This window comes from Micromonospora sp. CPCC 205546 (assembly GCF_036902715.1).
Taxonomy (GTDB): Bacteria; Actinomycetota; Actinomycetes; order Mycobacteriales; family Micromonosporaceae; genus Micromonospora.
Map to the genome: position 1 here is coordinate 11744 of NZ_JBAKHL010000001.1, position 12837 is coordinate 24580.

At 72.9% G+C, this 12837-nt stretch carries 11 protein-coding genes; 3 read left to right on the forward strand and 8 right to left on the reverse strand.

From position 1 onward, the window contains the following. Positions 1 to 191 precede the first annotated feature (191 nt). Genes V6U77_RS00050 through V6U77_RS00070 form a run of 5 tightly spaced genes read right to left on the reverse strand, consistent with a single transcriptional unit; the run spans position 192 to position 4978 of the window. On the reverse strand, positions 192 to 1319 hold the full coding sequence (locus tag V6U77_RS00050; RefSeq protein ID WP_334603970.1) for a branched-chain amino acid ABC transporter permease: 1128 nt from the start codon (positions 1317 to 1319) through the stop codon (positions 192 to 194). Then, complete coding sequence (locus V6U77_RS00055; RefSeq protein WP_334603971.1) at positions 1316 to 2206, reverse strand: branched-chain amino acid ABC transporter permease; 891 nt, start codon at positions 2204 to 2206, stop codon at positions 1316 to 1318. Before V6U77_RS00055 ends, V6U77_RS00050 begins: the two co-directional genes overlap by 4 nt. Beyond that, positions 2206 to 2973 (reverse strand): ABC transporter ATP-binding protein, encoded by a 768-nt coding sequence (locus V6U77_RS00060; protein ID WP_334603972.1) that lies wholly within the window; start codon positions 2971 to 2973, stop codon positions 2206 to 2208. Before V6U77_RS00060 ends, V6U77_RS00055 begins: the two co-directional genes overlap by 1 nt. 55 nt (positions 2974 to 3028) lie before the next feature. Continuing rightward, positions 3029 to 3772, reverse strand: coding sequence for an ABC transporter ATP-binding protein (locus V6U77_RS00065; protein ID WP_334603973.1), 744 nt, complete (start codon positions 3770 to 3772; stop codon positions 3029 to 3031). A gap of 6 nt (positions 3773 to 3778) precedes the next feature. Beyond that, on the reverse strand, positions 3779 to 4978 hold the full coding sequence (locus tag V6U77_RS00070; protein WP_334603974.1) for a substrate-binding domain-containing protein: 1200 nt from the start codon (positions 4976 to 4978) through the stop codon (positions 3779 to 3781). Between the two features lie 323 nt (positions 4979 to 5301). On the opposite strand from V6U77_RS00070, the gene V6U77_RS00075 reads away from it, so the two are divergent. Next, positions 5302 to 6015, forward strand: coding sequence for an LPXTG cell wall anchor domain-containing protein (locus V6U77_RS00075; protein WP_334603975.1), 714 nt, complete (start codon positions 5302 to 5304; stop codon positions 6013 to 6015). Positions 6016 to 6220: 205 nt separating this feature from the next. Here the strand turns inward: V6U77_RS00075 and V6U77_RS00080 are convergent, their stop codons facing one another. Beyond that, positions 6221 to 7345, reverse strand: coding sequence for a glycerophosphodiester phosphodiesterase (locus V6U77_RS00080; RefSeq protein WP_334603976.1), 1125 nt, complete (start codon positions 7343 to 7345; stop codon positions 6221 to 6223). 141 nt (positions 7346 to 7486) lie between these two features. Here V6U77_RS00080 and V6U77_RS00085 point away from each other — a divergent pair, with 141 nt between their 5' ends. Next, positions 7487 to 8821 carry a TrkH family potassium uptake protein gene (locus V6U77_RS00085; RefSeq protein WP_334603977.1) on the forward strand — a complete coding sequence of 445 codons (1335 nt, stop codon included), beginning with the start codon at positions 7487 to 7489 and terminating at the stop codon, positions 8819 to 8821. Continuing rightward, positions 8811 to 9482 carry a potassium channel family protein gene (locus tag V6U77_RS00090; RefSeq protein ID WP_442934340.1) on the forward strand — a complete coding sequence of 224 codons (672 nt, stop codon included), beginning with the start codon at positions 8811 to 8813 and terminating at the stop codon, positions 9480 to 9482. Before V6U77_RS00085 ends, V6U77_RS00090 begins: the two co-directional genes overlap by 11 nt. Positions 9483 to 9493: 11 nt before the next feature. Here V6U77_RS00090 and V6U77_RS00095 read toward each other — a convergent pair whose 3' ends face one another. Together V6U77_RS00095 and V6U77_RS00100 are read right to left on the reverse strand one after the other, a co-directional pair. After that, positions 9494 to 11185 (reverse strand): serine/threonine-protein kinase, encoded by a 1692-nt coding sequence (locus tag V6U77_RS00095; protein ID WP_334603978.1) that lies wholly within the window; start codon positions 11183 to 11185, stop codon positions 9494 to 9496. A gap of 70 nt (positions 11186 to 11255) precedes the next feature. Next, on the reverse strand, positions 11256 to 12809 hold the full coding sequence (locus V6U77_RS00100) for a fused MFS/spermidine synthase (RefSeq protein WP_334603979.1): 1554 nt from the start codon (positions 12807 to 12809) through the stop codon (positions 11256 to 11258). Between the last annotated feature and the right edge of the window lie 28 nt (positions 12810 to 12837).

The window sequence follows — 12837 nt, forward strand, 5'->3', positions numbered from 1 at the left end:
AGACCGCCTCGACCAGGCTGGTCGTGCGGAGGCCCGGACCCGTCGTGACGCGGAGGCGCACCCGCCCACGGACGGTCGGTACTCGGTCGACGCCTGCGGCCGTCGGTCCCCCGCCACGCGGAGGCCCCGCCGACGACGAGCTGCCGCGGTGGGCGGCGACGTCGTCATCGGCGGGGCCGGGGCCCGCGCCGTCAGGGGCGGCGGGACGGGGTGCGCAGGGAGTGCCGCAGGAGCGCCAGGCGCGGGGCGAGGCTGGCCAGGCCGCCGGGGAAGAAGTAGACGGCCAGGATGAAGACCGTGCCGAGCACGAAGAGCGGCTGGGACAGCGGGTTGCGCAGGAACGCCGGCAGGGCCTCCACCGCGTCGGACGTGCCGAACGCGACCAGCCGGTGGTCCAGGTACATGTAGAGGATGCCGCCGATCACCGGGCCCCACCGGGTGCCCGGCCCGCCGAGCACGACCATGACCAGCAGCGCCAGGGTCCACTCGGAGGAGGTGATGTGCGGCGAGGCGCCGCCGACGATCAGGACGTAGACCGCGCCGCCGGCCGCCGCGAGCCCGCCGGCCAGGGTGAACGCCACCAGCTTGAACCGGTACGGGTCGAGCCCCAGTACCCCGATCCGCCGCTCGTCGTCGCGCAGGCCGGCGAGCACCCGCCCGGTCGGCGAGCCGGAGACTCGGTGCACCACGAGGACCACCACGACCAGGTACGCCAGCGCCAGCCAGTAGAGGTTGACGGTGTTGGTGACCCCGACCAGCCCCTGCGGCAGCCCGGACACGTCCAGCGGCAGCCCCTCCTCGCCGCCGGTGAGCCCGCCGAAGTCGCGGGCCACCAGGATCGCCCCGACCTGGGCGAAGGCGAGCGTCACCATGGCGAACGCGATGCCGACGGTACGCAGCGCCACCGCCCCGAGCAGCGCGGCGAGGATCGTGCCGCCGGTGATCGCGAGCAGCCCCGCCTGCCACAGCGGCAGTCCCGCCTTGGTGACGAGGATGTCGGTGCCGTACACGCCGGCGGCGAAGTAGAGGGCGTGCCCGAAGGAGAGCATCCCGGTGCGCCCGAAGAGCAGGTCGTACCCGGCGGCCAGGCCGCCGAAGACCAGGCAGACGGCGAGCAGTTGCAGGGTGCCCGGGGAGTTGAGCGCCCCTTCGAAGACGCCCGGCAGGTGCAGCGTGGAGTAGGGCAGGATCAGCGCGACCAGCAGCGCGACCAGCGGCAGGTACGGGCGCAGCCCGTGCCAGCGTCGGCGCCCCGGCGTCAGCTCGTCGGGCACGGCGGCCGGCGGCGCCGGGACCTCGGGGCTCTTGACCTCGGTCATGCCGTTGCCACCTTTCCGGCGATGCCCTGCGGGCGCAGCAGCAGCACCACGGCCAGCAGCGCGACCACGCAGATGTCGCCGAGCCCGGAGGTGCCGTAGTAGTTGACGAACTGTTGGGTCAGGCCGACGGCGACCGCCGCGTACGCGGACCCGGTCACCGAGCCCATCCCGCCGATGACCACCACGATGAACGCGAAGATCAGCAGCGAGCCGCCCTGGCCGGGTGAGACGGTGCCGAAGTAGACGCCGCCGAGCGCGCCGGCCAGCGCCGCCGCCGCCCCGCCGATGGCGAACACGAGGGTGAACGCCTTGCGCACGTCGATGCCGAGGGCCGTGACCATCTCCCGGTTCTCCACGCCGGCCCGGATGATCAGGCCGTAGCGGGTCCAGCGGAGGAAGGCCAGGATCGCGCCGAGCACCAGTACCGCGGCGATGATCAGCAGCAAACCGCCGTTGGGCACGTTGGCGCCGAGGATTCCGGTGACCTGCCGGGTCCACTCGGGGCGCGGGAACGGCCGGGCGTCCGCGCCCCAGCTCGCCTGCAGCAGCGCCACGCCGGCCAGCGAGAGGCCGACGGTGACCAGCACCTGCTCGATGGTGCGGGAGTAGAGCGGCCGGATCAGCACCAGCTCGACCAGCACCGCCACCAGCGTGCCGGCGGCCACCCCGAAGGCGACCGCCACCACGAAGCCGAAGCCGTCCGACCCGGCGCCGGGCAGGTTGTGCGCCGCCCACCAGGTCCCGTACGCGCCGACGCCGAGGAAGACGCCGTGGGCGAAGTTGAGCACGTCGGCCAGGCCGAAGACCAGGGAGAGTCCGCTGGCGACCAGGAAGTAGAGCGCCGCCAGGCCCAGCCCGGTGAGCGCCAACAGGATGACGGTGTCCATCAGGGCCGGTCCTTCCGCGCGGCGGCCGGCGTACCGGCGGGGTGATGTCCCTCCGCCGAGCCGACGCCCAGCAGCGACTTCGTCAGGGCGGTCTCCAGCAGCAGTTCCTGCGCGTCGCCGGTCCAGGCGACCTGGCCGGCGGCCAGCACGACCGCGTCGCGGGCGAGCCGCCGGACCACGGCCAGGTTCTGCTCGACCAGCAGCACCGGCACGGACTCGGCGACCCGTTCCAGCACCTCGGCCACCTCGGTCACCACCTTCGGCGCGAGCCCCTTGGTCGGCTCGTCGACCAGCAGCAGCCGGTTGTCGTTGAGCAGCACGCGGCCGATGGCGAGCATCTGCTGCTGCCCGCCGGAGAGCGAGCCGGCCCGTTGCCGTCCGCGCCGGTCCAGCTCCGGGAAGAGCGCGAAGACCTTGTCGTACGCCGGGGTGCTGCCCCGCCGCTCGGCGAGCCGGAGGTTCTCCGCGACGGTGAGCCCGGCGAAGACGCACCGGTCCTCCGGCACGTAGCCCAGCCCGCCGCGGACCAGCCGGTGGGTCGGCCGGGCCAGCAGGCTCTGGGCGCCCATCCGCACGGCGCCGCGCACCTCGCCGGCGGGCGGGGTGAGGCCGACGATCGCGCGCAGGGTGGTCGTCTTGCCGACGCCGTTGCGCCCGAGCAGGACGGTGACGCCGGTCGGGGCGACCGTGAAGGACACCCCCTGGAGGATGTGCAGCCCGGCGATGCGGACCGACAGGTCCTCCACGCTGAGGATGGGTTCCATCATGAGCCGCCCTTCGTTCGCGACTGCGGGACTCGCAAACCCGGCTCGTTCCTCGCGCTCACAGGGCCTCCCCCAGGTAGGCCTCTTGCACGGTGGGGTTGGCCATCACCGTCTCCGGGGTGTCGCAGGCCAGCAGCGCGCCGTGGTGCATCACGGCGATCCGGTCGGCCAGCTCCAGGATGACGTCCATGTGGTGCTCGACCATCAGCACCGACCGGCCGCTGTCGCCGGTGAGCGAGCGGATCACCGAGACCAGCTCGGGCACGTCCTCGGCGCTGACCCCGGCCATGGGCTCGTCGAGCAGCATGACCCGGGGCTCCCCGGCGAGCAGCAGGGCGATCTCCAGCTTCCGCTTCTCGCCGTGGGCGAGGGTGCCGGCCAGCGCCGTACCCCGGTGGGCGAGGCCGACGCGGTCGAGCGCCGCGTCGGCGGCGGCGGCGACCTCCCGGTCGGCCGCCGCCCGCCGCCACAGCTTCATCGAGCCCCCGCGGTGCGCCTGCACGGCGAGCCGGACGTTCTCCCGCACGCTGAGCGAGGAGAAGACCGAGGATGCCTGGAAGGTACGGCCGAGGCCGAGACGGGCCCGCTTGTGCGGCGGCAGGGAGCCGATGTCCTGCCCGTCGAGGGTGATCCGACCTTCCGTGGCCCGGCGCACACCGGTGATCAGGTTGAACAGTGAGGTCTTGCCGGCGCCGTTGGGCCCGATGACGCCGAGGAACTCCCCGGGCGCCAGGTCGAGGTGGACGCCGTCGACGATGGCGACCTCACCGATCCGCCAGGTCAGACCGCGGGTGGCGAGCATCCGGTGTCAGCCCTTCATCGCCACGGCCGGCGGTGCGGACTCGTCCCCGGTCAGCGCCTTCTGGGCGGCGGCCGTGAACGCGGTGCCGCTGCCGGTCAGCTTGGCCTGGAACATCGGCTGGAGCAGCGCGTGGTCCTCGGCGCGGATGGTCATCTTGCCCTTGACCCCGTCGAAGCTCCAGCCCTCCAGGGCCTTGACCATCTTCTCGACGTCGTCGCCGCCCTCGGAGATGGCGCGGACGACCATCTGCGCGGCGGCGAAGCCGTCCGGGTGGAACAGGTCGACGGTGCCGACCTTGGCCTTCAGCGCCTGCACGGCCTCGTTGTCCGAGGCCCCGTCGAAGTAGTGCGACAGGAAGGAGATCTTGGCGCCGGCGGCGCCGAAGGTCGGCCACGAGGCGCGGATGTCCAGGCCGGTGACGACCGTGGTGGAGGAGAGCACGCCCTGCTGGTCGAGCGTCTGCCACATCGCGGGGGCGGTGGTGCCGGCCCAGGCGACGAAGAGCAGGTCCGGCTTGGCGGACTTGATCTGGCTGGCGAACGGGGTGAACTCGGTGGCGCTGGCCGGTGCCCGGACGCTGCTGACGGCCGCCCCCGCGCCGCCGATGACGGCCTTCACGGCCGCCTCGTTGGCGTCGCCGAAGGCGCCGTCCTGGGCGAACACCACGACCTTCTTGCCGGCCGGGTCGCCGATGAACGACTTCGCGGTGACCACGTCCTGGTACGACTGCCGCCCGGAGCGGAACGTGTACTTGTTGGCGCCGGTCACCGCGTCGGTGGCGGCGGGTCCCGAGATGAAGAGGACCTTGTTCTGCGCGGCGATCGGGGCGACCTGGAGGGCCACGCCGGAGGCCGTCGAGCCCGCGATGATCTTGTTGCCCTTGCCGATCAGGTCCTTGGCCGCGGAGACCGCCTTCGCCGGGTCACCCGCGTCGTCGACCTCGGTCACCTCGACGGCCCGGTCGCCCACCTTGTTGGTGCCCTTGGTGGCGAAGTCGAGGCCGGCCCTGAAGCCCTCGATGTACTGCTTGCCGTAGCTGGCGAGCGCTCCCGACTGGGAGTAGACCAGGCCAACCTTCACCGGGGCGGCGCCGTCACCGCCGCCGGAGGCGGTGTCCTGCGGGCTACCACAGGCCGTGGCGGCGAGCGCCGCGGCCATCATCGTGGCGGCGGAGAGGAACATCCGCCGCGTCGTCCGGACCGTCATTGCGACTCCACGTGAGGACTCGGAGGTGGGGAACTCATATGACGGCCCACGCTAGAAGTGACGTCACCCACGGGCTATGTGGCCGAAACACACAAGTAACCGGAGCCGGGTGGCCCCCGCTACCAGCGGCCGGCACGCGGCGCGGGGAGCGCGGGAAGCCGGTGGCGGCCCCCGCCATCGGCTGAACCCCTCATGTGTCGGGCCCGGACACCGCGAAGGACGAGCCTTCCGAATATCGTGAAAGGGATGATTAGGCGAAAATCGGTGCCTTAGCCTCGATCAGAAAGCCCATTAACCGCATGAAACTCGCATGGGGGATGAAAGTGAGAGTTCGACTCGCCCGGCTGGTCGCCGTGGGGGCGGCGGCCGGCGCAGTGCTCCTCGGAGCCGCCGGGACCGCACAGGCGCAGCCGCAACCGCAGCCAGGAACGACGACGATCAGCATCAACCCGGGCAACGTGCCGACCACGGCGGCCGAGGCCCCGCAGGGGTGCGACCCGGCGCTGGGCGGTGGGCCGTACGAGGACCGCGACGTCTGGGTCTTCAACCTCCCCGACGTCGAGCGTGACTTCGTCTCCGTGACCGCCACGTTCAGCATCCCGAACGACGGCACCGCCACGGTCACGATCCCCGACGCCGACGACAGCGCGATCGTGCGGCAGGGCACCAGCAAGGCCTGGGTGATCGTGCCCGAGGGGTGGACGCTCGTCAGCGCCACCGCGGTGGTCACCGGCGAGCCGGAGCCGGGGTTGCAGTTCGTGCTCACGCACGCCTGCGCGGCGAGCCCCAGCCCGACCGGCAGCCCGACCGGCACTCCGACAGCCACCCCGACCGCCACTCCGACGGCCACCCCGACAACCACCCCGACCCGCACCCCGACCGGCCGCCCGACGGCCTCGCCGACCAAGAGCGAACTGCCCATCACCGGCGTCTCGGGCACCGGCACCCTGCTCCCGATCACCGCGCTCGGCCTGGTCGCCGTCGCGGTCGGGGCCTTCTTCCTCGTCGCGCACCGCAGACGGAACACGACCGGCTGAGCCGGCGGGCACACGCTGCCGACAGCGTCGTGCGAATGACTTGGGTGACGGGGGGCGGTTCCGCGGGGAACCGCCCCCCGTCGTGCCGGGACGTCGTCGGAGGCCGCTCGACGGCGTCCGCGCGTCCGCCCGTCCCCGCTGAATCGCCTGCGACATCAGCTCGACAGGCGCGACGCGGGCGGGCGGCGGACGGGCGGCCAGGGCGTCAGCGCCGGGCGAGACCCTCCCGGGCAGCGACGGCGGTGTCCGGGTGGTCGGTGAAGACGCCGTCGAGGCCGAGGGCGAGGAAGATCTCGTACTCGGCCTGGATGTCGCCGCGGGCGTTCGGGTCGGCGCCGATGCGCAGATCGGCCGGCAGGAACTGGTTCTCCGCCCGGAACGTCCAGGCGTGCACGATCAGCCGCTCCCGGTGCGCGTCCCGGACCAGAGTGGTCGGGGCGAGCAGCCTGCCGGCGGCGTCCCGCGGCACGATCAGGGTCTTGTTCGCGCCGACGCCGTCGGCGTACGAGGCGATCCACTTCAGGCCGGCCGGCTTCGCCAGGTCCTGGTAGGTGCGGGCGTCGCCGGCGACGGTGAAGTCGTACGGGCGGCCGGTGGCGTCGAGGAGCTGCGCGAGCCGGACGTCGGTCATCCGGTCCAGCTTGCGCAGGTTCGCCGTCTCGAACGACTGGATGACCACCGGGGAGTTGCGGCGGGTCAGCCCGTTGCGCCGCAGCACCTCGACCAGCGGCTCCTCCAGCGGCAGCCCGATGGACGCGAAGTAGCTCGGGTGCTTGGTCTCCGGGTAGATCCCGATCGTCCTACCCCGGGCCCGCCCCTCGGCTCGGGCCAGGTCGACGACCTCCTGGAGGGTGGGCACCTGGAACCGGCCGTCGAAGGCGGTGTTGGCGACGCGCACCTTCGGCAGCCGCTCCTTGGCCCGCAGGGTCCGCAGTTCCGCGAGGGTGAAGTCCTCGGTGAACCAGCCGGTGACGGCGACCCCGTCGATGGTCTTCGTGGCCCTGCGGGCGGCGAACTCGGGGCGGGCGGCCACGTCGGTCGTACCGCTGATCTCGTTCTCGTGCCGCGCGACCAGCGCACCGTCGCGGGTGGCGACCAGGTCCGGCTCGATGTAGTCCGCGCCCTGCCGGATCGCCAGCCGGTAGGCCTCCAGGGTGTGCTCCGGCCGGTAGCCGCTGGCGCCGCGGTGGGCGATCACGAGGGGTCGGTCCGTCGCCCGGACGCGTTCGGCGGCGGGCGCCGGGGCGGCCGAGGCCGTCACCGCGGGCACGGCCGCGGCCACCGCGAGCAGGGCGCCGGCCAGGCCGAGGGCGCAAAGGGTACGTCGCAACGTCGTCTCCTTGTCGTCGGGGGATCCGCCTCAGCACACAGGCCCGCGACGACGGCGAGTTGGTCGGCGTCTGACCGGCGGGTGAACCCTCGGGATGCCGATTCCCGCACCCGGCTCGCATCGAAAAAGGAAGATTGTCTGGTGCGCCGGCTCCTTCGTCATCCCGTACGGCTGGTGCCGCTCGGCTTCCTGGTGACGATCATGGTCGGCACCGGGCTGCTGATGCTGCCCTGGGCCACCAGCGAGCACCGGCACACCCCGTTCCTGACCGCGCTGTTCACCGCCACCTCGGCGGTCTCGGTGACCGGGATGTCGATCGTCGACACCCCGAGCTACTGGAACGAGTTCGGCCTCGCGATGATCACCGTGCTCACCCAGGTCGGCGGTCTCGGCATCGTCACCGGGGCGACCCTGGTGATCCTCGTGGTGGCCCGGCGGCTGGGGCTGCGCAGCCGGCTGCTGGTGCAGGCCGAGACGGCCGAGTTCGGCATCGGCGACGTACGCCGGCTGCTGCTGCACATCGCCGGCCTCGCGCTGGCCTGTGAGGCGGTCATGACCGCGATCCTGACCGCCCGGCTGTGGCTCACCTACGACTACCCGTTCGGCCGGGCCCTCTGGGGCAGCGTCTTCCACGCCGTCCAGGCCTTCAACAACGGCGGGTTCGCCCTCTACACGGACAGCCTCGTCGCCTTCTCCACCGACGCCTGGGTCACCATGCCGCTCTCGTTCGGCGCCATCGTCGGCGGGCTGGGCTTCCCGGCGCTGTTCGAGGCGTTCCGGGAGTGGCGGCAGCCGACCCGGTGGGCGGTCGCCACCAAGCTGACCGTCTGGGGCAGCCTGGCTCTGCTGGCGGTGGGCTTCCTCGGCCTGCTGGTCATCGAGTGGGGCAACCCGCGCACCCTGGGCATCCACGCCTGGCCCGAGAAGTTCCTGGTGGCGTTCGCCCAGAACGCGTTCGTCCGCACCGGCGGTTTCAACGTGGTGGCCGTGGACGGCCTGGAGGAGGAGACCTACCCACTGTTCATCGCGCTGATGTTCATCGGCGGCGGGAGCGCCAGCACGGCCGGCGGGATCAAGGTGGCCACCTTCTTCCTGCTGGCCTTCGTCATCTGGGCGGAGTTGCGGGGCGAGCCGGACGTCACGGTCGGGCACCGTCGGGTGGCCACCGCCAGCCAGCGGCAGGCCATCACCGTCGCGCTGCTCAGCGTCGCGCTGCTGGCCGCCGGCACGATGTCGCTGATCTTCCTGACCGAGGGTGTCCCCCTCTACGCCGCACTGTTCGAGGTCACCTCGGCGTTCACCACCACCGGCCTCAGCGTCGGGGTGGCCGCGTCCCTGCCGGAGAACGGCCAGTTCGCCCTGATCGTCCTCATGTTCGTCGGCCGCATCGGGCCGCTGACCCTCGGATCTGCGATCGCCCTGAACACCCGAAAGCGGCTGTACCGCTACCCGGAGGAGCAACCCGTTGTCGGCTAGAAGGAAGACGGACGAGCGCAGCGTCGTGGTGGTCGGGCTGGGCCGGTTCGGGTGCCACCTGTCCGGCGCCCTGACCGCGCTGAACCACGAGGTGCTGGCCATCGACCGCAACCCGGAGCAGGTGCAGCGCTGGTCGGCGCAGCTAGACCGCGTCGTGCAGGCCGACGCCACCGAGGAGGGTTCGCTGCGCCAGCTCGGCGTGGCGGACTTCGGCCGGGCGGTGGTCGCCATCGGCGCCTCGGTGGAGGCCAGCGTGCTGACGGTGCTGGCACTGGCCGACCTGGGCGTACCACAGATCTGGGCCCGGGCCACCTCGACGAAGCACGCCAAGATCCTGGACTCGGTCGGCGCGCACCACGTGATCTTTCCCGAGGCGGAGACCGGGGAGCGGGTGGCCCACCTGATCGTCAGCAGGATGCTCGACTTCATCGAGTTCGGCGACGACTTCGCCATCGCCAAGGTGTGCACCCCGGAGACGATGCTCGGCCGGCCGCTCGGGGAGCTGACCCCCACCGAGCGCTACGGGGTGCGGGTGGTGGGCGTCAAGCTGCCCGGGGAACGCTTCCGGTACGCCACGGACGCCACCGTGATCGCCCCCGGCAGCATGCTGATCGTCGAGGGGGACATCGCTCAGGTGCAACGGTTCGCGGAACTCAGCTGACCACGTCGGGCTCAGTCATCGTCCTCGTCCCTTTCCGTGTCCCTTTCCTTTTCCGTTTCCTGACTTACTTTTTTTCCACCACCCGACCCCTTGCCCTTGCCGGAGTTGTCGGACTTGGCCTTCGACCCGCCGGAGTTGCCGCCCGAACTCCCGCCGGAGTTGCCGGCGGACGTGCCGGCCTTCTTCGTCGGTGTCTTGGCCGGCGCCTTCGCCGGCGCCTTGGTGGGCGCGACGCCGGGCGCCGCGCCGGCCACCCCGGAGACCTGCGCCGTGCAGGTCCCGTCGCCGAGGCGGAACTCCAGCGGCAGCGGGTTGACGCCGGTGTGACGGCCGGTCAGGGTGAGCTTCTCCGACGCGCCGGGGGCCAGCACGGCGCGCTGCGGGGCGGGCTCCACGACCACCGCGCGCCCCTGCTGACGCACCGGGACGGGCGTCGCCTTCGTCACCGTCTGCTCGCCGGGGAAGCTGAAGCTCAGCCGCCAGTCGCGCAGCTCCCGCGTGCCGGTGTTGGTCAGGGTCAGCTCGGCGGCGAAGTCCTTGCCCGAGTCGGTGCGCAACGCGTACGCGACCCGGCAGGGCGGCGGCGCCGGCGCCTGGGCGCCCATCCGCGCCTCGGTCGGCTGGTCGATGCCTCCGCTGGCCGGGCTGCGGGAGGTGAAACCCCACAGCCCCGCCGTCACCGCCACCAGCCCGGCGGCGGCCACCCCCGCCTCGATGCGCCGACGTCGGGTCGCCGCGCGCCGGTTGCGCGTACGGGAGAACGGCAGCGCGTCGGTCGCGGCGGACCAGGGCAGGATCGTGGTGCCGGCGGCGGCCAGCGCGGCCTCGTCCACGGGCCCCGCCGCCGGGGAGACCGGCACCGCGGCGACCATGCCGGCCGCCTCGGCGAGCGTCCGCGCGACCTCGGTGGTGGCGGGCCGGTCCCCCGGGCGCTTGGCCAGGCAGCGGCTCACCAGCTCGCGCACCTCGTCGGGCAGTCCCGGCACCGGCGGCATCGGCTCCGGCTCGTTGTACATGTGGGCGCGCAGCATCTGCGTGGTGGTGCTCGCCTGCCACGGCAGCCGGCCGGTGAGCATCCGGTAGAGCAGCAGGCCGACCGCGTACACGTCGGTGGCCGGGGAGACCTGACCGTTGTCGAGCCGCTCCGGCGCGAGGTACGCGGGCGTGCCGAGCAGGGCGCCGTCCGGCCCCTTCTCCTTCTCGCCCACCAGCGCGGAGATGCCGAAGTCGACCACCTTCACGCCGGTCGCGGTCAGCATGACGTTGCCGGGGGTGACGTCGCGGTGCACCACGCCGCGGCCGTGCGCGGTGGCGAGCGCCGAGGTGACCTCCGCGCCGATCGTCACCGCCTCCCGCCAGGGCAGGCTGCCCCGGCGCAGCCGGCCGGTCAGCGACTCCCCGTCGACCAGCTCCATGACGACGTACGGCACGGTCAGGCCGACCTGCTCGGACTCGCCGTAGTCGTAGACGTTGGTGATGTTGGGGTGGCACAGCCGGGCCGCGGCCTGCGCCTCGATCCGGATGCGGTGCCGGAACGCGCGGTCGGCCGCCAGCCGCGACGCGAGCACCTTGACCGCCACCTGGCGGCCGAGCACCTCGTCGTAGCCGCGCCAGACGACGGACATGCCGCCCGCCCCGAGCTGCTCGATCAGCCGGTACCGCTCACCCAGCAGTTGTGCGCCGTCCCGGTTCGCTCCACCCATGGGGGTCGTTGTTGCCCCGGACCGACCCGGCTACACCTCAAGGGTCGGAATCGGTCAGCGATTCACCCGTTCAGGCGGTGGCGAGGAGCTGGTCCACGGGCGCGTAGTCGTCGGTCAGCACCAACGCCTGCCCGACGAACGCGGTGAGGTCGGCGCCCGCCAGCAGGTTGGCGTCCTCCCGCAGCTCGGCCAGCCGGGCGCGGACCGCCTCCAGCGGCAGCGGGGCGTCGGAGGCGACGATCAGGAAGTTCGAGCCCTCGCGTCCGGCGAGCGCCGCCGCCGGGGCGATCAGCGCGACGTGCCGGAACTCGGCGGCGACGGTGGCCAGTTCGCTGCGGATGAAGCGCAGCGGCGGGTAGTCGATGACGTTCTGCACATAGACGCCGCCGGGGCGGGCCACCCGGCGGACCTCGGCGGCCATCTCCCGGGTGGCCAGGTGCCAGGGCACCACCAGGTGCCCGAACGCGTCACCGACCACCAGGTCACGGCTGTCGGTGGCCTCCCCGGCGACCAGCATCCGGGCGTCGCCCACCACCGCCCGCAGGTCCGGCCCCTGGCGTACGCCGAGCTGCCGCTCGCCCAGCTCCACCAGCCCGCCGTCGATCTCGAACACGACGTTGTCGGTGCCCGGGCGGGTGGCGGTCAGGTAGCGGGGCACGGTGAACCCGCCCCCGCCCAGGTGCAGCGCGTCGAGCCGCTGCCCCTTCGGGGCGATGACGTCGGCCACCGCCCCGATCCACCGGGTGTACGCGTACTCCAGGTGGGTGGGGTCGGCGAGGTCCACGTACGAGTGCTGGGCGGAGTTGAGCAGCAGGGTGCGGCCGGAGTCCCGGGCGGGGTCGGCCTCGACGCTGGCGCAGTGGTAGGCGGTCTCGATGTCGCACGGGTTCGGGGCGACCGTGGTCAGCCCGGCGCCGACGAGGCCGAGCACCGCCAGCGCGGCCTTGGCGCGGGCGGGGCCGGGCAGCCCCGCGGCGTCCTGGCGGCGCAGCCACACCCCGAGGCCGAGCCCGGTGAGCCCGAGCGAGGCCGCCAGGGCGAACAGGATGACCGTGCTGGGCAGCGCGGCCACCAGCACGAACCCGGTGCCCAGGGTGGCCGTGATCCCGCCCAGCGTGCCGATGCCGGAGAGCCGGCCGACCACCTGGCCGGTGCGCCGCAGGTCGGCGAGCTGGAGCTTGACCACCAGCGGGGTGACCGCGGCGAGCAGGGCCGCCGGCACGAAGACGGCGAGCGCGACGAGCAGCAGGATCGCCGAGGCCGCCCCGCCGCGCAACACCTCGCCGGCGTACCTGACGACGGGCAGGGTGACCGCGGTGGCGATGCCGGCCAGCACCAGCGCCGGGGCCAGCAGGGCCCTCGGGTTGCGCCGGTCGGCCAGCCAGCCGCCCGTCCACGCGCCGTAGGCGATGGCGGCCAGGGCGATCCCGATGACCGAGCTGGTCACCTGGAGGGTCACCCCCACGTACGGCCCGACCAGCCGTAGCGCGACCGTCTCCAGCACCAGGACGGCGCCGCTGGAGAAGAAGACCAGGAACGCGGCGAGGCCGTTGGGCAGGGCCCGGGCGGTCGTCGCCGTCGGCTGGGCCGGCGGGACCGTGACGTCGGAGGATGGGGAGCTCACCCGCGCGATGGTACGCAGGAAAACTGGG